The organism is Streptomyces sp. NPDC091412 (assembly GCF_044756885.1).
Taxonomy (GTDB): domain Bacteria; phylum Actinomycetota; class Actinomycetes; order Streptomycetales; family Streptomycetaceae; genus Streptomyces.
This window is the reverse complement of record NZ_JBIVTV010000005.1, coordinates 392,494-410,174: the sequence shown is the minus strand read 5'-3', so window position 1 is coordinate 410,174 and position 17,681 is coordinate 392,494. Positions and strand designations below refer to the sequence as shown.

The window sequence follows — 17,681 nt, the reverse complement described above, 5'->3', positions numbered from 1 at the left end:
AGGGCCTGCTGAGCAGGCGTGACCACGGGCGGGGGCCGGTGAGCGCGCAACCCTTCGGCGTGCTTCACTTAACGGATTGCGCAACTGGGCGATGATGGCGTTCCGTGTCGTGCGGGATCCGGGGCAGCCTGCCGGGGCGCGGCCGGAGCGAACCGGAGCGAACCGGAGTGCACCGGATCGAACCAGAGCGAACCAGAGCGAACCAGAGCGAAGGAGAGCCGCGATGGAGGTCGGGAGCGGGCTCATGGGGCCGGGGGCCGTCCGGGGGGCGTTCCGGCGCGCGGGACCGCGGCCGCCCACGGCCTTCGGTTCGGTGCTGCGGCGGCTGGACTGGCCGCTGCTGGGCGCCGCGCTGGCGCTGTCGGTGCTCGGCGCGCTCCTGGTGTACTCCGCGACCCGCGGCCGCACCCAGCTGACCGAGGGTGACCCGTACGCCTTCCTGACGCGCCATCTGATCAACACCGCCATCGGGATCGCCCTGGCCGTCGGCACCATGTGGCTGGGCCCGCGCAGGCTCCGGGACCTCGTCCCCGTCCTGTACGGCGTCACGCTCCTGCTGGTCCTCGCGGTGCTGACGCCGCTGGGCGCCACGATCAACGGGTCGCGCCGCTGGATCATGATCGGCGGGATGTCCATCCAGCCGGCGGAGTTCGTCAAGGTCGCCATCGTGCTGGCCATGGCCGTGCTGCTGGCCACCAAGGTGGACACGGGTGACCGGCCGAGCCCGGACAGCCGCAGCGTCCTGGAGTCCCTGGCGGTGGCCGGCGTGCCCGCCCTGCTGGTCCTGCTCACGCCGGACCTCGGGCAGTTCATGGGCATCGGCGTGATCGTGCTCGGGGTGCTGCTCGCCTCCGGTGCCTCCGCGCGCTGGGTCACCGGGCTGCTCGCGGCCGGAGTCCTGGGTGCGGTGGCGGTGTGGCAACTGCACCTGCTGGACCAGTACCAGATCAACCGGTTCGCCGCGTTCGCCGATCCCGCCCTCGACCCGTCCGGGGTCGGCTACAACACCAGCCAGGCCCGGATCGCCATCGGGGCCGGCGGCCTGCTGGGCCAGGGGCTGTTCCACGGAGCGCAGACCACCGGGCAGTTCGTGCCCGAGCAGCAGACCGACTTCGTCTTCAGCGTGGCGGGGGAGGAGCTGGGCTTCCTGGGTGCCGGGGCGCTGATCGCCCTGCTCGGCGTGGTGCTGTGGCGTGCGCTGCGCATCGCCCGCGCCTGCCCCGACCTGTACGGAACGGTGGTCGCGATCGGCATCGTGGCCTGGCTGGCCTTCCAGGCGTTCGAGAACATCGGCATGAACCTCGGCATCATGCCGGTCACCGGACTGCCGCTGCCGTTCGTCAGCTACGGCGGCTCGTCGATGTTCGCCGGCTGGATCGCCGTGGGCATACTCCAGGGCCTCCGTCTGCAACGCCCGCTGTCCGCCTGACCGCAGAGTCTCAGCGGCGGCGCCCGGGGAGGCGCGGCAGGGTCGAGCGAACCCGGCGCCATCGACCCTCCAGCGCCTTACGCACAGCGGGTTCGCCGCGGGCGGCGGCGAGCAGGAGCCCCACGGCGTACAGGGTGGCGATCAGCGAGCTGCCGCCGTAGGAGAACAGGGGCAGGGGCACGCCCGCGACGGGCACCAGCCCCAGGACGCCGCCGAGGTTGATGAAGGTCTGCGCCGCGAGCCAGGTGACGATGCCGCCGGTCGCCAGGCGGACGAACGGGTCGTTGCGGCGGGTGGCGATGCGCAGCCCGCCCGCGAACAGCGCGGCGAACAGGGCCAGTACGGACAGGGTGCCGAACAGACCCAGTTCCTCCCCGGTGACGGCGAAGATGAAGTCGGTGTGCGGCTCGGGCAGTTGGCCCCACTTCTCCACGCTGGCGCCGATTCCGTTGCCGAACAGGCCGCCCGTCGACAGCGCGTACAGGCCGTGCACCACCTGCCAGCACTGGTCGCTCGGGCCCGGGTCGCTCGCGCCGAGGCAGGCGAACCGCGACACCCGGTGCGGGGCGGTCATGATCAGTACGGTGGCCAGGAGCGCCGTGCCCGTCAGGGCGGCCCCGAAGAGCCGCAGCGGCGCACCGGCCAGCCACAGCAGACCGAACAGCACGGCGCACAGGATGACCGCGGTCCCCATGTCCCCGCCGAGCATCATCAGTCCCAGCAGCAGCAAGGCACCGGGCACCAGCGGCACGAGCAGGTGCTTCCACTGGCCCAGCAGCTTGTGCTGCTGCTTGCGGGCCAGCAGGTCCGCGCCCCATACGACGAACGCGACCTTCGCGAACTCGCTGGGCTGGAGCACGAACGGTCCGCCCAGGTCGAGCCAGTTGGTGTTGCCGTTGACGGTCCGCCCCAGCCCCGGCACCTGCACCAGCGCCAGCAGCAGTACGGACCCGGCCAGCAGTGGATAGGCCAGCCACCGGTGCGTCTTCACCGACATGCGGGCGGCCGGCACCGCCAGCACCGCGCCGATCACCGCGGCCATGATCTGCCGACGCAGATAGTAGGTCGGCGGCAGACCGGAGCGCAGCGCCTGGATCTGCGAGGAGGAGAACACCATCACCAGCCCCAGGCCGGCGATCAGCGCCGCACTGCCCGCCACCAGGTAGTAGCCGGTGAGCGGCCGGTCCCAGGCCCGCCGCAGCCGCGCGAGGGCGCGGCGCGGGAGCGTGGAGGGGCCGGGCACCCGCCCCGCACGCCCGCCGCGCGGCCGGCCCGCCGGATCCGGGGCTCGCGGAGGGGCCTGCCGGCGTCCACGCGCCGACGGGGCGGCCTGGGCGCCCGGCACGCGCTTCTCCGCACGGACACTCTGTGAATTGCGCATGTGTGCAACCGTAGAGCTGCGGGAGCGGTCCATCGGGGCGCGGCGCTCCGGTGCCGGCGGCGAATCGCCGTTCCGCGGCACGCGTGAGTGGGCCCGCGGCCCCGGCCGCGCGGAACGTGCTGTCATCGTGGTCGTCCGCCGTCCCGTCAGGAGTGCGGCGCGCGACCGCGCCGGAACGGGTTCCGGAGCCGGCGTGGTCCGCGGCCCGTGGCCCGTGGCCCGCCGACCAGCAGGAGGCGGGCGGTGCCCTCGGGGCTCAGCGGGGGTCGGCCGGGACGGCGGGCCCAGAAGCGGGCCAGGTGGCGCTCCAGGTCCTTCCGGCCGTCCTCGTCGGTGCGCGCGGCCAGGACCAGGCCTTCCTCGCCGTCCGGGGCGCGCAGGTCGACGAGGCGCCCCTCGACGGTGAAGGCCGTGTACTCCCCTTCCATCACGTCCATGGCCTCCAGTCCGTCCTCCGTGGCCCGGAGAGAGGGGAAGACGGCAAGTTCCTCGTCCCGGTCGAAGACCATGACGATGTCGGCAGGATGACTCACGCCGCCCATCTTCCCCGGTCAGGTCCCCAATTCGCCAGCGGGGCAAGGGGGATGGCGGGTCATCGGTCCGACGGCTCCCCGCCCCGAAGCCCCGGTGGGCGGGAATTCTCCTCGGGTCAACAATTGCGCAACCCTTAAACTGTCCCCATGGAATCTGGTGGTGGCGTGATGGGGCGGGAGGCCGCGGTGCTCGTGGGCGGGCCGGCGGACGGTGTGCGGGTCAAGGTCGCCGGGCGGCCGTGGGTGCTTCAGGTGTCGCTCCCCTGTCAGGCGGAGGCGTCGCGGGACGGCGTACGCGTGGAGGCGGTGTACGTCTACCGCCGCGACCCGCGCGTGAAGGACGAGCCCCTGCGATACGGCTTCGACGTGGCCAGTCCCTGACCGTCCCGCCGGATCGGGGTGCGGGCCGGCCGCGCACCCCGTCGCGGAGCCCTCTCATCGACTATTGCTACATTGCGCAAACGTACAACCATTGGGTGGGGTCAGTCGTCCCCTCTGTACGAGTACGACGGATGAGGGTGCGCGCATGACGACCAGCCACAAGACCGCTCCTTCGCGCCGCCGGAGCAAGGGCGTCCCGCCCCAGCGCCGGGGCGGCTCCCGCCGCCGCGCCTCCGGCGGCCGCGGCGGACGCAGTCGCGGACGGACGGCCCTCGTCATGGCGCTGTCCCTGGTGGTGCTCGGCACGGCGGGTCTGGGCTGGCTCTATCTGAAGCTCAACGGCAACATCAACACCTTCGGCGCCGACGGCCTGTCCGACAACCGGCCCGAGGCCGGCTCGTCCAAGGGCGAGAACGTCCTGGTCATCGGCTCCGACGCGCGCGTGGGCGGCAACGACGCGCTCGGCGGCGGCAGCAAGGACGACATCGGCCGCTCCGACACCGCGTTCCTGCTGCACGTCTACGCCGACCATCGGCACGCCCTCGCCGTGTCCATCCCCCGGGACACCCTGGTCACCATCCCGCCCTGCAAGCTCCCCGACGGCGGCTGGACCGAGTCGCGGCCGAACACGATGTTCAACGCCGCGTACTCCGTGGGCAACACCGCCGAGGGCAACCCCGCCTGCAGCCAGAACACCGTCGAGCACCTCACCGGGCTGCGCGTGGACCACACCGTCGTCGTCGACTTCAAGGGATTCGCCGCGCTCACCGACGTGGTGGGCGGGGTGCCGGTGTGCGTGCCGCAGGACATCTACCAGAAGGACCTCAACCCCAACCGGGCCAGCCGCGGCTCGCTGCTGTTCAGCAAGGGCGAGCAGAAGGTCTCCGGGAAGCAGGCGCTGGACTGGGTCCGGATCCGGCACGGCATCGGCGACGGCTCCGACATAGGCCGGATCAAGCGCCAGCAGGCGTTCGTCGCCAGCCTCATCAAGAAGGTCAAGGCCGACGGGTTCACCCCGACCAAGCTGTTCCCCCTCGCCGATGCCGCCACCAAGTCGCTCACCGTGGACCCCGGTCTGGGCTCGGCCGACAAGCTGCTGTCGTTCGCGATGTCGCTGAAGGACGTCGACCTGCACAACACCAAGTTCGTCACCATCCCGTGGCGCTATGAGGGGGCGCGGGTCGCCATCGTGGAGCCGGACGCCTCGGAGCTGTGGGCCGCGCTCAGGGCCGACCGCACCATCGACGGCAAGGACGCGGGCGGCAAGAAGAGCAAGAAGGGCAAGGCGGCTGCCTCCGCATCCCCGGACGCCGGTCAGGGCGACCTGGGGAAGGGCATCGACGTGGGTGTCTACAACGGAACCACCACCCCCGGCCTCGCCACCCGCGGCGCCTCCGTCCTCACCGGCCGCGGCTTCACCGTCACCGGCACCGAGAACGCGGGCAGCCAGAACCACGCCATCACCATCATCCAGTACGGTCCCGGCCGGCAGGCCGAGGCCGAGACGGTCGCCAAGCTCTTCCCCGGGGCCGAACTCCAGGCCCTGACCGGCCCGGGCATCAACGTGGTCCTGGGTGAGGACTTCACGGCCGCTGCGAACGGCGCCTCGGCCGAGCCGACCTCCGTGCCCACGTCGGTGGCGGCGGACGCCCGCTCGGCCGACGACGACCTGTGCTCCAACTTGTCCTACGGGTAGGGCGGGCGCGCCGGTACGGCGCCGAGTCCGCCCGGCAGCCGGCCGGACACCGACGGCGAAGGGCCGCACCCGCTCTCGCGGGTGCGGCCCTCGTGACTCAGCGCGTCAGGGACGCGAATCAGGCCGTGGCAGCGCCGCTGCCGGCCTTGCGGCGACGCACGACGAACACGGCGCCCGCGCCGACGGCGACCGCGGCGCCGCCCGCGAGCGCGATCATCGGCAGCGCCGAGCTGGAGCCGGTCTCGGCGAGGTGGCCCTGCGGGACGATCTGCTTGTCGCCGGCGGGCTTGGCCGGCAGCGGCTTCCGGCCGCCCTGCGGCTTGGCGTCGGCGGGCTTGCCCGCGCTGGTGCCGGCGGCGAGGACGTCGAACAGGTAGAAGTCGTCGTCGGTGGCGAAGACGCAGTTGCCCTTGTCATCGGCGTACATGCCGATGGAGATGGCGACGCCCATGCCGGCCGGGGCCTTCTTGTCCACGTTCAGACGCAGGTCGATGGTGAAGGACTCCTTCGGCTTGACGTCGGTGTAGCCGACGTAACCGATGGCGTCATCCCTCTCGTCCAGGGAGATGTTCTCCCACGTGCCGGTGACCGGGTCCTTGAACTGCAGGGTGAGGTGGCTGCTCTCGTCGGTGAACTCCTTCTCCCCGACCAGGGCCGCGAACACGCCCATGTCGACGCGCTTGTAGGAGTTGTCGCCGGAGTTCGTGACGTTCAGCTTGAAGTTGTGGAACCCGCTGCCCGCGACGACCTTCGAGGGCAGGCCGGTCAGGCTGGTGCGCAGGTTCTTGTCCTGCTTCTGCTCCTTGCCCTCCTTGCACGCCTGGGGGCCCGGCGTCTCGGACGGCGAGGCGCTGGGGGTGGGGGTGGCCGACTCCTTCTCGGTGGTGCCCTCGTCCTTCGAGTCGGACCCCGTGTTCGCGGACTTCTCGCCGGTGTCGTCCGACTTGTTGTCGTCGCCGGTGGTGGTGTCGTCGGCGCTCTTCGACGGGTCCTCGGCCTCGGTGGTGTCGTCGGCGCTCTTGGACGTGTCCTCGGGCTCGGTGGTCTGGCCGTCGGCGCCGGTGGAGCCGCCCTCGGTCGTCTCGGTGACCGCCGGGGTCGGAGAGCCCGTGGCGAAGGCGGCGGGGGCCGCAAGAAGCACAGCGGGTGTGATGGCTGCCGTGGCTGCTGCGAGCGCCAGTGAGCGGCGAATCTTCATGCGATCCTCGAAAACTAAGTGGTCGATGTATTCGCAAAGGAGATCGCTGAGGGCCGTGAAGGGTTGCCCAGAAATCCACAGGTCAATGTGTGGCGTGCATCACTCACGCGCATGGGTTCCGCCTGCCCGGCGGTAGTGTGCGCCGGTGAGTACGTATTCGAACACACCGGCAGGTTGGTACCCGGATCCGCACGGAGCGGCCCAGACGCTGCGTTACTGGGACGGTTCCCAGTGGACGGAGCACACCCACGCCGACCAGCAGGCCCACGTCGCGCAGCAGGTGCCGCCGCAGTCGGCTGCCCACGACCCCCGCGTGCAGCGGCAGGTCCAGCATCAGGCCGGGGTCGCTCCGGGCGCCCAGGGCGGCGGCTCGCTGTTCAGCGAGCCGGTGCTCGTGGTGAACCAGAAGGCCAAACTGATCGAGCTGACCAACGAGTACGAGGTCTTCGACCAGCACGGCAGCCGGATCGGCACGGTCACCGAGGTCGGGCAGAGCGCGCTGAAGAAGGCGATGCGGTTCGTCTCCAGCCTCGACCAGTTCATGACGCACAGGCTCGAGATCCGCGACGCCTACGGCACGCCCCAGTTGGTGCTCACCCGGCCGGCGAAGGTCTTCAAGTCGCGGGTGGTGGTGTCCCGTCCGGACGGCTCGGAGATCGGTGAGATCGTCCAGCAGAACGTCTTCGGCAAGATCAACTTCGCGATGAACGTGAACGGGCAGCAGGTCGGCGCGATCAAGGCGGAGAACTGGCGCGCCTGGAACTTCGCCATCGTCGACCACGCCGACAACGAGGTCGCCCGGATCACCAAGACCTGGGAGGGCTTGGCCAAGACGATGTTCACGACCGCCGACAACTACGTCCTGCAGATCCACTACCAGCTGCCCGAGCCGCTGCTGAGCCTGGTGGTCGCCACGGCGCTGACCGTCGACACGGCGCTCAAGCAGGACTCGCGCGGCTGGAACTGACCGCCGGTCACAGCGGGGTGAGGTGTCCCGGTCCCAACGGCCGGGACGGCAGCGCGGGTTCCTGCGCGGGCGGTTCCGTCTCCAGGGCGAGCACGGCGGCCACGGGATGGTCCGCGTCGCCGCCCGGTGCGATGTGCTCCGGGCCCGGTACGGGGTTGGCGTCCGTGGGTCGCGGGGTCGCCCGAGAGAGCGCCACGACCCCCCAGGCGGCGAGGGCCGCGCCCGCCGACGCCAGCAGCACGCCCGTCGCGCCGCCCCTCAGCCCCTGGCCCAGCAGGGTGAGCCCGATCAGCGCGGCCGCCGCCGGGTTGGTCAGTGTCAGCACCGCGAGCGGGGCGCCGAGGCCGTCCCGGTAGGCGGTCTGCGACAGCAGCAGGCCACCGGTCGCGAAGGCCGCGACGAGCAGCGCCACCATGATGACGTGGGCGCTGAGCAGGGGGCCGGAGTGGTCCGTGGCGGCCACCGTCACCGTCTGGGTCAGCGCGGAGGCCACGCCCGAGGCGACCCCCGACGCGGTCGCGTGCCGCAGGCCCGGCCGCGCGCCGGGCCGTGACAGCGCGCCGATCAGAACGGCCGTGGCACCCGCCACCGACAGTGCCTCGAGGGGGCTCAGCACGCGTACCGGGGCCGGCCCGGAGGCCGCGAGGAGCAGGACGGCAAGTCCGAGCAACGTGCACGCGGTGCCCCGCCACTCCGCCGCCGCGACCCGTCGCCCGGCCATCCGCGCCCCCAGCGGCACGGCGGCCACCAGGGTGAGCGCGCCGAGCGGCTGGACCACGGTGAGCGGACCGTACTTCAGCGCCGCCACGTGCAGCAGGGCCGCCGATCCGTTCAGTGCGACGGCCCGCCACCAGGTGCCGGCGCGGAGCAGTCCGCGCACGCCCGTTCCGCGGGTGCGCGCGGCGAGCCGTTCCTGGGCGACCGCGGCGGTCGCGTAGGCGAAGGCCGAGAACAGCGACAGGACGACGGCCGTCAGGGCCGCGTTCACCGGCCCGCCCCCGCCGGGGCGTTCCCCTCGGCCGGCCGGGACTCGCGGGCGAGCGGGCGCCGCGCCGGTCCGTCGGGCTCCGTTTCGGCGGCCTCGCTTCCGGGTGTCATGCCAGGCCCTCTCTCATGGTGGTGCGTCGGGTGGTGCTGTCCGCACCTGTGTCGATGTGCGGTACATCGACACGAGAGCGTACCGATACGACAGTGTACCGATACGCGCGCGTACCGGTACACTGTCGTATCGATGGACCTTCGCCATACTGGAGAGCGGCCCGGAGTCCGGGCCTGAACTCCCGGGACACGAGTGAGGAGCGCAGCGATGACATCGCAGGCCGCGGACGAGCCGGAGACGGTTGTCGCCCCGCGCCGCTCCAAGCTCACGCCGGAGCGTGAGCAGGAGTTCTTCGACGCTGTGCTCGAACAGATCCGCGAGCACGGCTACGACGCCGTCACCATGGAGGGAGTCGCCGTCAGCACCCGGTGCAGCAAGTCCACGCTCTACCGGCAGTGGCGGACCAAGCCGCAGTTCGTGGCGGCCGCCCTGCGGTCCAGCGGCCGCTGCCGCTTCGCCGGCATCGACACCGGCTCGCTCGCCGAGGACCTGCGGCGGGTCGCACTGGCCACGGGCGAGTGGTCGGGCCGGGACACCCGCCTCCTCCAGGCGCTCGGGCACGCGATCACGCTGGACCCCGAGCTGAAGCGGGCGCTGCGCGAGACGCTGGTCGAGCCGGAGATCGCCGCGCTGCGGGAGATCCTGCGGCGCGGGGTGGAGCGCGGCGAGGTCCGCGCGGACAATCCGGCACTGGAGTTCGTGCCCGCGCAGCTGTTCGGCGTCCTGCGCATCCGGCCCGTGCTGGAGGGGGAGTACGCCGACCCGGACTACGTGGTCCGGTTCCTGGAGGCCGCGGTGCTGCCCGCACTGGGCCTCGGTTCACGACTCAGGCCACCGTCCCCGGGATGACCGGGCGGTGACCTGTCCGCGCCGCACCGTGGGGACGGGGGCGGCGCACACCCCCGGCCGGGCGGGGTACCTCTGGAGCGGAGAGGTGCCCCGCCCGGTCACTTCGGATCCGGGTCGACTCGGACGCCGGCTCCGGCGTCGGCTCAGACGCTCTGGCCGTTGCCACCGCCCGAGGAGGCCTCGATGCCCCGGGTGATGTCGTCGATCACGGACTGCGGCTCCCCGACGTCGAGGCCGAAGCGGACGACGACGAGCTGCCGGGAGTCGTGGGGCGAGGGGAAGGCCAGCGACTCCACGTACCCGTCCGCGCCCTTGCGGGTGACGGCCTTCCAGCGGACCAGGTAGCCCTTCTGTCCGGCCACGGTCACCGCCTTGGAGGCCAGCACCTGGTGGGAGGTGATGCCGCCGTAGGCCTCGCCTCCGTAGGAGTCCTCGGCGTTCGCCGATATGTCGGCCTTGGCGACCTGCTCGGGCGTGCTCCCACGGACGCCCAGCGCGAGCGCGGGAGCCGAGTAGGCGCCGCCCTTGGTGCAGTCCTTGGAAGTGTCGCCGGGGCACTTGTAGGAGTCGTTCGACGTGACCTGGGCGCCCACCCCCAACTCCTGGCCGTACCAGCCGTCGGGCACGGGCAGGCTGATGCCGCTGACCGCGTCGGTCACCGAGCCGCTCTTGATCTTCGGCGCCTCGGACGGCCCGCCACCGGACCCGCCGGACCCACCGGAGTCGCCCGAGCCCCCGCCCGGGCCGCCGAACGGGCCGCGTTCCTCGCCCGTGCCGCCCCGGTCGTCCGGGCCCTGCCGGGACGACCCGGCACGGCTGTCCTTGCCGCCGACGTCGTTGGCCAGCGCGTACACGCCGACGCCGATGCTCGCCAGCACCGCGGCCGCCACCGCGACGGCGATACCGATACGCAGGCCGCGGCGCCCGGAGGCGGGCGGCCGGCCTGGATGTCCGGGGTACGCCGGATAGCCCGGGTACCCCGGATACCCCTGCTGGGCCGGGTACGGCCCGGGGGCCACCTGCTGCCCCGTGGGACCCCACACGGCGGCCGATCCGACGGGACGGGTCTGGTCCGTCCATGCCCTGCCGTCCCACCAGCGCTCGGTGGCGGGGCCGTCACTTGTCTGCCCGGGGTCGGGGTACCACCCGGGAGGAGTCACCTGCGTCATGTGCCTACCGTATGAGGCGTCGGTGAAAGCCCGATGAGAGGACCCCGGTCCGGCTCCCGGCGCAGCAGTCTTTACCGCAGGTCACCCGTCGAGGCAACAGGTGTCGGGACGGGCCGCCGCATCGGCCGCTCGGGGGCTACGCTCGAAGTCTGCATGCCGTCGGGCGACTTGGGGAGGTAGCGGGATGACGGAGGTACGGCCGGGCACGGCCGCCTCGGGCTCGCTGTGGGAGCGTGACGAGGAACTCACCGCCGTCGTACGCGCGATCGACGTCCTGTGCGCCGACCGCGCGTCCTCGGGAGGGCTGCTGGTCCTGGAGGGGGAGGCCGGTCTCGGCAAGACCGCCCTGCTGACCGAGATCCGCCGTATCGCCGGTGACCACGGCTGCGCGGTGTGGTCGGCGCGCGGCGGGGAGACCCTGCGCTCCGTCCCCTTCAACGTGGTGCGGCAGCTGCTCCAGCCCGCGCTCCTGTCGCTGATGCCCGAGGAGGCCCGCGAATACCTCGGCGACTGGTACCACATCGCCGGCCCCGCCCTCGGCATCGCGGAACCCCGGGACGGGCAGGCCGACCCGCAGGGCGTGTGCGACGGACTGGTCGCCGCCGTGCGCCGGCTGGCCGAGCGCGAGTGGCCGCTGGTGCTGCTCATCGACGACGCCCACTGGGCCGACGTGGAGACGCTGCGCTGGCTCGCCGCGTTCGCCGAGCGCCTGAAGGACCCGCCCGTACTGCTCGTGGTGACCCGCCGGCCCGGCGAGTTCGGCGGCGAGGGCGCCCGGTGCCTGGACGCGGCCGTCGCCGCTGCCGGTGTGCACACCCTGAGCGCCCTGACCCCCGAGGCGACCGCCGGACTCACCCGCACCACCCTCGGCCCGCACGCCGACGCCCCGTTCTGCCGCGAGGTCTGGGCGGTCACCGGCGGCAACCCGTACGAGACCGTCGAGCTGCTCGCCAAGGTGCGCGACAGCGAACTCGAACCGGTCGAGGCCCAGGCCGCAGAACTGCGCGCCCTGAACCGCTCGGCCCGCGGCGGCGGCCTCGTCGCCCGCCTGGAGGAACTCGGCATCGACGCCACCCGGTTCGCCTGGGCCGCCGCCGTCCTGGGCACCGGCATCTCCGTGGAGCTCGTCGCCCGGCTGGCCACCATGTACCCCGACGACGCCGAGCGCTGCGCCGAACTGCTGCGCCGCGCCCGCATCCTCACCGAGCCGGACCCGGCGACCGCCCGGGGGGGCGGGGACCTGGAGTTCGTGCACCCGCTGATCGCCACCGCCGTCTACAACTCCATCCCGGACGCCCTGCGCACCGCCATGCACGGCATCGCCGCCCAGGTGGTCGCCGACTCCGGGTTCGGCGCCGCCGCGGCCTCCCGGCACCTGCTCCAGGTACACCCGGACGACGACCAGGAACTCGTCGAGCAGCTGCGCCAGGCGGCCCGCGAGCACCTCGCCGTCGGCGCGTCCGACGCGGCCCGCCAGTGCCTGGAGCGGGCCCTGCTGGAGCCGCCGACCCCCACGACGCACGCGCGCGTGCTCCACGAGCTGGGCTGCGCCACCCTGCTGACCGCGCCCGCCACCACCATCGAGCACCTCCAGCGGGCGCTCGCCATGCCCGGCCTCGACGGTGCCACCCGCGTGGACGCCGTGTGGCGGCTGTCCCAGGCCCTGCTCCACAACGACCAGCTGGAGGAGGCCGTCCGCACGGTCGCGGCGGAGGCCGCCCGCCACGAACCGGGACCCACCCGCATGCGGTTGCAGGCCGTCCAGTACATGTGGGAGGGCCTGTACACCGGCGGTACCAGCTCCCCGGACCGCTCCGAGCGGCTCGCCGGACTCGCCGCCGGCTGCACCGGACGCGACAACTCCGAGCGTGCCCTGCTGATCCTGCGCGGCTTCGACGCCATGACCCGCGGCGAGAGCGCCGAGGAGGTCGTCGAGATGTGCGACCGGGCCCTCGTCAACGGCCGCCTCGCCCCCGGACTCGGCTGGACCGACACCGAGTGGGGCATCGAACTGCTGCTGATGCTCGCCAGCGCCTACGCCTACTGCGACCGCCTCGACCGGGCCGAGACCCTCTACACCGAGGCTCTGCGTGCCTACGAGACCGCCGGCTGGAGCGGCGGCCACCTCGCCCTCGCCCACGCCTACGTCGGCCTCGGGCACCGCAGGCGAGGCCGGCTGCGGGAGGCGGAGGAGGCCCTGCGCGCGTCGCTGCGCCTGGCCGAGCGCATCGGCCGCGGACTGCCCCTGTACTGGACCGCGACCTGCAACCTCGTCGACACCCTGCTCGCCCGCGGCCATGTCGAGCGGGCCTGGGAGGTCGCCGAGCAGCACGCCTTCGCCCCGCCCTACCCGTCCACCATCGTGCTGCCCGATCCGCACAGCGTGCGCGGCCGGCTGCTGCTGGCCCTCGGCCGCACCGAGGACGCCGTCAACGAACTGGAGGCGGCCGAGAAGGCGGCGGCCGCACGCGGCCACCAGAACCCGGTGACGGTGCCCTGGGCGGCCGACCTGGCCCGAGCGCTCGCCACCGAGGACCCCGAGCGGGCCGGCCGGCTCGTCGCCGACCTCCGCCGCCAGGCCGAGCGGTTCGGCACCGACACCGCCATAGGAGAGGCTCTGCGCTGCGCCGCGGCCCTGGAGACCGGCCGGCGCGCGGTCCGGCTGGCAGCCCAGGCCGTCACCTATCTGGAGGCCTCCCCCTGCCAGTACGAACACGCCGCCGCCCGCGTCGAGTTCGGCATCGTCTCGCGCTCGGCCGCCGAGCTGGGCCGGGGCCTGGCACTGGCGCGCTCGTGCGGAGCGGACGGCCTGGCGGAGCAGGCGGCGCGACTGCTGGAGTCGGAACACGGACCGGGCCAGGCCCCGTCGTAGTGCCCGTCCGGCGGACCATGCCGCGTGCCCGGGGTCGGGTACGCCCGTCCGCGTCCTGCGGGCGCACGCACCGGACCTCGCGCACCCGGGCCGACGGTGACGGTCGCCGACCCGCGACTCGATGCGCCGGACGGGCGCCGGCTCACACCCGGGAGCCGGCACTCGGGAGTCGGCCCGCTGCCGCCGATGTCCGCGCCGGCGTCGGCGGACGGCGGGGCGGCCCGCCGACGGTGCCGCGGCCCGCCGGGTCACGCCTCGTCACCCCTCCCCGGATTCCTCCGCCAGCACCCGCTGGGCCACCGCGAACGCCGAGTTCGCCGCCGGGACGCCGCAGTACACGGCGCTCTGGAGCAGCGCCGCGCCGATCTCCTCGGGGGTGAGCCCGTTGCGGCGGGCCGCCCGTACGTGCATGGCCAGTTCGTCGTAGTGGCCGTGTGCGATCAGCGCCGTCAGGGTGATCAGGCTGCGCTCGCGGCGGCTCAGCGTCGGGTCGGTCCAGATCTCGCCCCAGGCGTAGCGGGAGATGAAGTCCTGGAAGCGGGCCGTGAACGGGGTCTGCCGGGCCTGTGCCCGGTCGACGTGCGCGTCGCCGAGCACCTCGCGGCGCACCTCCATGCCCCGCCGGGGAGCACCGTCGAGGTGGGTGCGCAGCGCCGCCAGGACCGCCTCGGGGCACTGCGCGGGCGCCAGGTGCGAGGCGCCGGGGATCTCCACCAGCGCCGAGCCGGGCACCGCGTCGGCGATCTGCCGCAGATGCGCGGGCGGGGTGGCCGGGTCCTCGCGGCCCGCGACGAGCAGTGTGCGCGCGCCGATCCGAGGCAGCAGGTCGGTCAGGTCGAAGGCGGCCAGCGCGTCGCAGCAGGCGGCGTACGCCTCCGGGTCGGCCTCCCGGTGGTCCCGGACCAGCTCCGGCACGGTGAAGTCACCGGCGAACCACCGGGCGTCGGCGCTCTCGGCCAGCCAGTCCAGCCCGTCCCGCCGGACCCGCTCGGCCCGCTCCTGCCACGCCTTGGCGCCGTTGAAGTGGGCCGAGGAGCAGAGCACGGCGAGCGAGTCGACACGTTCGGGGTGGTGCACGGCGAGGTGCAGACCCACCGCACCGCCCAGCGACACCCCGGCGTACGCGAACCGTTCGATGCCGAGCGAGTCGGCGAGCGCCAGCACCAGGCCGGCGAGGTCGCCGACGGTGGCGCCGGACCCGATCAGCCCGGCCGGCGAACCCCCGTGCCCGGGCAGGTCCCAGCGGACCACCCGGTGGGAGATCGCCAACTCGGGCGCGACCTTGTCCCACAGCGCGTACGACGTGCCGAGGGACGGCCCGAGCAGCAGCGGGGGAGCGGAGGCGGGGCCTTCGAGAAGGTGGTGCAGGGTCAACGTCGCTCCAGGGCACGGTCGGTGAGAGTTCCGGCGGCGCCGGTGTAATGGGCCGGGTCGGTGAGCTCGCCCAGATCCACGTCCTTCAACTCGGGCTGTTCTGACAGGAGTTCGCCGAGGTTCCGGTTCTCGGTGTAGGTGCGCCGGGCGAGTTCGGTGAGCAACTCCTTCGCCCGGGCGCGGCCGAGCAGCGGGGCCAGCTCGGCCGACAGCCGCTCGGAGACGATCAGCCCGTGGGTCAGCCCGAGATGGGCGCGCATCGCGTCCGCGTCCACCCGCAGCCCCTCGGTCAGCTCCGCGGCGTCGCGGGCCGCGCCGCCGACGAGCCGCAGCAGCTCCCGCAGCGGCTCCCACTCGGCGTGCCAGGCGCCGGGCGGCCGTTCGTCCTGCGCCGCCAGCGACCCGTAGAGGGTGGCCGCGAGGTGCGGCGCGCGCCGGGCGGTGGCCGCGATCAGCGTGGACCGCACGGGGTTCGCCTTGTGCGGCATGGCGGAGGAACCGCCGCCACTGCCCTCGGCGAGTTCGGCGGTCTCCGTGCGGGTCAGGCCCAGCACGTCCACGGCGATCTTGCCCAGCGCCCCGGCGGTGAAGGCGAGGCACCCCGCGAGGTCGGCGACCGGGGTGCGCAGAGTGTGCCAGGGCAACAACGGCTCGCACAGGCCCAGTTCACGGGCGTACGCGGTGACGAGCGCGGTCGGGTCCTCGGCGCCGTACGCGGCGAAGGCCGCCAAGGTCCCCGCCGCGCCGCCGAGTTGGACGGGCAGGGAATCCCGCACCCGGGTCAGGCGGTCCCGGGCGTCCAGCACCAGCGACCGCCACCCGGCCGCCTTCAGGCCGAACGTCGTCGGCACGGCGTGCTGGGTCAGCGTCCGGCCCGGCATCGTCGTGTCACGGTGCTCGGCGGCCGTCCGGGCCAGCGCCTGCTCGGTGCGGGCCAGGTCGGCGAGGACCAGGTCCAGGGTGCGCACGGCGACCAGCATCGTCGCCGTGTCCATGATGTCCTGGCTGGTCGCGCCCCGGTGGACACAGGGGCCGTACTCCTCGCCCACGGCCTCGGTGAGGTCGGCGACCAGCGGGATGACCGGGTTTCCGCCGCCGCGGGCGCGCTCCGCGAGCGCCCGCACGTCGAAGCGGCCCGGATCGGCCGCTCGGGTCACCGCCTCGGCCGCCCGGCCCGGGACGAGGCCCAGCGCGGCCTGGGCCCGGGTGAGCGCCGCCTCCGCGTCGAGCAGGGCCCGCAGATAGGCGGAGTCGCTCGTCGCGGACGCGGCGGGGGAGCCGGCCCAGCCAGGACCGAGCAGACCGACGTCGAGACCGACGGCGGCGGGATCAGCGGCAGGTGGTGTCACCGGAACTCCAGGAAGACCGTCTCGCCCTCGCCCTGAAGGCGGATGTCGAAACGGTATGCCCCACCGTCCTCCCGCGCGGCGATCAGCGTGCCGCGCCGCTCCTCGTCCACCTGGGCGAGCAGCGGGTCGGCGGCCAGCGCGGCCTCGTCACCGGGCAGGTAGATCCGGGTGAACAGGTGCACGAGCAGCCCGCGGGCGAACACGCACACGCTGAGGTAGGGGGCGTTCCGTCCGCGCGCGCCGGGCCGCAGTGTCCGCGCGTACCAGTGGCCGTCGACGTCGGTCTGGATGCGGCCGAAGCCGGTGAACTCCACCCCGTTGCGGCCGAGGTGGTCGCCGGAGGCCGGGTCGCGCCGCATCGAGCCGTCCACGGCCGGCAGGTTGCCGTCCGGGTCGGGCCCCCACACCTCCACCAGGGCGTCCGGCAGGGGCCGCCCCTCGCCGTCGTACACGTATCCGTGCACCGTGACCGTGTCAGGGTGCCCCAGGGGCGCGATCTCCTCGCCGCCGCGGAAGGGCAGCGCGTAGCCGTAGAAGGGGCCCACCGTGTGCGACGGAGTGGGCAGCACGTTCTCGGGGCTGCTCGTGTCGATCTTCGTCATGGCAGGTCAGCGTCCTTCTTCGATCCAGGTGGCGTGCGGGCCGTCCAGCACGATGTCCCAGTGGTAGCCGAGCGAGAACTCCGGCACCGACAGGCTGTGGTCGTAGGTGGCGACCAGCCGCTGCCGGGCCGCGTCGTCCGTCACGGACTGGAGGATCGGGTCGTACGGGAACAGAGGGTCGTTCGGGAAGTACATCTGTGTCACGAGCCGCTGCGTGAACGCCGTGCCGAAGACCGAGAAGTGGATGTGGGCCGGACGCCAGGCGTTGACGTGGTTGCGCCACGGGTACGGGCCCGGCTGGATCGTGGTGAACCGGTAGAAGCCGTCCGTGTCGGTCAGCGTGCGGCCGACGCCGGTGAAGTTGGGGTCCAGCGGGGCGTCGTGCTGCTCGCGCTGGTGGGCGTAGCGGCCCGCGGAGTTGGCCTGCCAGATCTCGACGAGCTGGCCGCGCACGGGCCGCCCGTCGCGGTCGAGCAGCCGCCCGGAGACGGTGATCCGCTCGCCGATCGGCTCCCCCGTGTGCTGGCGGGTGAGGTCGTTGTCGATCCCGGTGATGTCCCGCTCGCCGAACGCGGGCGAGGACAGCTCGACCAGTTCCGGGTCCTTGGCGGCGTCGATGGCGACCAGCGGCTGCTTGGGGTGGCGCAGCACCGAGGAGCGGTACGGCGCGTAGTCGCGGCGCGGCTGGTGCTCGACCGGCGCGCCGTCGGCGACGCGCTTCTCGTACGCGGCGTGCTCGGCCGCGATCTCCTGGTCGATGTCGTGCTGAGTGAGAGCCATGG

The 17,681-nt window shown here is 73.2% G+C and carries 15 protein-coding genes; 6 read left to right on the top strand and 9 right to left on the bottom strand.

Going from position 1 to position 17,681, the window contains the following annotated elements; genetic code table 11:
- Window positions 1–244: 244 nt before the first annotated feature.
- Entirely contained in the window at window positions 245–1,429 is a 1,185-nt protein-coding gene (rodA, locus tag ACIQMV_RS16465; protein WP_402593535.1) for a rod shape-determining protein RodA, read from the top strand.
- A gap of 10 nt (window positions 1,430–1,439) precedes the next feature.
- Here rodA and ftsW read toward each other — a convergent pair whose 3' ends face one another.
- Both ftsW and ACIQMV_RS16455 read right to left on the bottom strand, forming a co-directional pair.
- Window positions 1,440–2,810, bottom strand: a complete 1,371-nt coding sequence (gene ftsW, locus ACIQMV_RS16460) for a putative lipid II flippase FtsW (protein ID WP_402593346.1) — start codon at window positions 2,808–2,810, stop codon at window positions 1,440–1,442.
- A 146-nt stretch (window positions 2,811–2,956) separates the two neighbouring features.
- Entirely contained in the window at window positions 2,957–3,343 is a 387-nt protein-coding gene (locus ACIQMV_RS16455) for a hypothetical protein (protein WP_402593344.1), read from the bottom strand.
- Between the two features lie 147 nt (window positions 3,344–3,490).
- On the opposite strand from ACIQMV_RS16455, the gene ACIQMV_RS16450 reads away from it, so the two are divergent.
- On the top strand, window positions 3,491–3,724 hold the full coding sequence (locus ACIQMV_RS16450; protein WP_402593343.1) for a hypothetical protein: 234 nt from the start codon (window positions 3,491–3,493) through the stop codon (window positions 3,722–3,724).
- Window positions 3,725–3,869: 145 nt separating this feature from the next.
- Entirely contained in the window at window positions 3,870–5,420 is a 1,551-nt protein-coding gene (locus ACIQMV_RS16445) for an LCP family protein (RefSeq protein WP_402593341.1), read from the top strand.
- Between the two features lie 118 nt (window positions 5,421–5,538).
- Here ACIQMV_RS16445 and ACIQMV_RS16440 read toward each other — a convergent pair whose 3' ends face one another.
- The gene (locus ACIQMV_RS16440; protein ID WP_402593339.1) at window positions 5,539–6,618 is read right to left on the bottom strand and encodes an LAETG motif-containing sortase-dependent surface protein; all 1,080 of its coding nucleotides are present in this window, start codon (window positions 6,616–6,618) and stop codon (window positions 5,539–5,541) included.
- Between the two features lie 145 nt (window positions 6,619–6,763).
- On the opposite strand from ACIQMV_RS16440, the gene ACIQMV_RS16435 reads away from it, so the two are divergent.
- Entirely contained in the window at window positions 6,764–7,585 is an 822-nt protein-coding gene (locus ACIQMV_RS16435; protein WP_402593338.1) for a phospholipid scramblase-related protein, read from the top strand.
- 7 nt (window positions 7,586–7,592) lie between these two features.
- On the opposite strand, the gene ACIQMV_RS16430 is transcribed toward ACIQMV_RS16435, so the two are convergent.
- The gene (locus tag ACIQMV_RS16430; protein WP_402593336.1) at window positions 7,593–8,573 is read right to left on the bottom strand and encodes a hypothetical protein; all 981 of its coding nucleotides are present in this window, start codon (window positions 8,571–8,573) and stop codon (window positions 7,593–7,595) included.
- A 318-nt stretch (window positions 8,574–8,891) separates the two neighbouring features.
- On the opposite strand from ACIQMV_RS16430, the gene ACIQMV_RS16425 reads away from it, so the two are divergent.
- Window positions 8,892–9,533, top strand: coding sequence for a TetR/AcrR family transcriptional regulator (locus tag ACIQMV_RS16425; protein WP_402593334.1), 642 nt, complete (start codon window positions 8,892–8,894; stop codon window positions 9,531–9,533).
- Window positions 9,534–9,676: 143 nt separating this feature from the next.
- On the opposite strand, the gene ACIQMV_RS16420 is transcribed toward ACIQMV_RS16425, so the two are convergent.
- Window positions 9,677–10,702: a DUF2510 domain-containing protein gene (locus ACIQMV_RS16420; protein WP_402593333.1), complete on the bottom strand. Its 1,026-nt coding sequence runs from the start codon at window positions 10,700–10,702 to the stop codon at window positions 9,677–9,679.
- Between the two features lie 184 nt (window positions 10,703–10,886).
- Here ACIQMV_RS16420 and ACIQMV_RS16415 point away from each other — a divergent pair, with 184 nt between their 5' ends.
- A complete protein-coding gene (locus ACIQMV_RS16415) occupies window positions 10,887–13,574 on the top strand; it encodes an ATP-binding protein (protein ID WP_402593331.1) in 2,688 nt (895 codons plus the stop codon).
- A 258-nt stretch (window positions 13,575–13,832) separates the two neighbouring features.
- On the opposite strand, the gene pcaD is transcribed toward ACIQMV_RS16415, so the two are convergent.
- The 4 genes from pcaD to pcaH are packed head-to-tail and all read right to left on the bottom strand — an operon-like array spanning window position 13,833 to window position 17,679.
- Window positions 13,833–14,948 (bottom strand): 3-oxoadipate enol-lactonase, encoded by a 1,116-nt coding sequence (gene pcaD, locus ACIQMV_RS16410; RefSeq protein WP_402593329.1) that lies wholly within the window; start codon window positions 14,946–14,948, stop codon window positions 13,833–13,835.
- On the bottom strand, window positions 14,945–16,297 hold the full coding sequence (gene pcaB, locus ACIQMV_RS16405; protein WP_402593328.1) for a 3-carboxy-cis,cis-muconate cycloisomerase: 1,353 nt from the start codon (window positions 16,295–16,297) through the stop codon (window positions 14,945–14,947). Before pcaB ends, pcaD begins: the two co-directional genes overlap by 4 nt.
- On the bottom strand, window positions 16,294–16,899 hold the full coding sequence (pcaG, locus tag ACIQMV_RS16400) for a protocatechuate 3,4-dioxygenase subunit alpha (RefSeq protein WP_402593327.1): 606 nt from the start codon (window positions 16,897–16,899) through the stop codon (window positions 16,294–16,296). Before pcaG ends, pcaB begins: the two co-directional genes overlap by 4 nt.
- 6 nt (window positions 16,900–16,905) lie before the next feature.
- Window positions 16,906–17,679: a protocatechuate 3,4-dioxygenase subunit beta gene (gene pcaH / locus ACIQMV_RS16395; RefSeq protein ID WP_225077764.1), complete on the bottom strand. Its 774-nt coding sequence runs from the start codon at window positions 17,677–17,679 to the stop codon at window positions 16,906–16,908.
- Window positions 17,680–17,681 lie beyond the last annotated feature (2 nt).

Coding starts and splice junctions, on each gene's coding strand:
- ACIQMV_RS16420 (WP_402593333.1), bottom strand. CDS start 10,702: ATGACGCAGGTGACTCCTCCCGGGTGGTACCCCGACCCCGGGCAGACA.
- ftsW (WP_402593346.1), bottom strand. CDS start 2,810: ATGCGCAATTCACAGAGTGTCCGTGCGGAGAAGCGCGTGCCGGGCGCC.
- ACIQMV_RS16415 (WP_402593331.1), top strand. CDS start 10,887: ATGACGGAGGTACGGCCGGGCACGGCCGCCTCGGGCTCGCTGTGGGAG.
- ACIQMV_RS16445 (WP_402593341.1), top strand. CDS start 3,870: ATGACGACCAGCCACAAGACCGCTCCTTCGCGCCGCCGGAGCAAGGGC.
- ACIQMV_RS16450 (WP_402593343.1), top strand. CDS start 3,491: ATGGAATCTGGTGGTGGCGTGATGGGGCGGGAGGCCGCGGTGCTCGTG.
- pcaG (WP_402593327.1), bottom strand. CDS start 16,899: ATGACGAAGATCGACACGAGCAGCCCCGAGAACGTGCTGCCCACTCCG.
- ACIQMV_RS16425 (WP_402593334.1), top strand. CDS start 8,892: ATGACATCGCAGGCCGCGGACGAGCCGGAGACGGTTGTCGCCCCGCGC.
- pcaH (WP_225077764.1), bottom strand. CDS start 17,679: ATGGCTCTCACTCAGCACGACATCGACCAGGAGATCGCGGCCGAGCAC.
- rodA (WP_402593535.1), top strand. CDS start 245: ATGGGGCCGGGGGCCGTCCGGGGGGCGTTCCGGCGCGCGGGACCGCGG.
- ACIQMV_RS16440 (WP_402593339.1), bottom strand. CDS start 6,618: ATGAAGATTCGCCGCTCACTGGCGCTCGCAGCAGCCACGGCAGCCATC.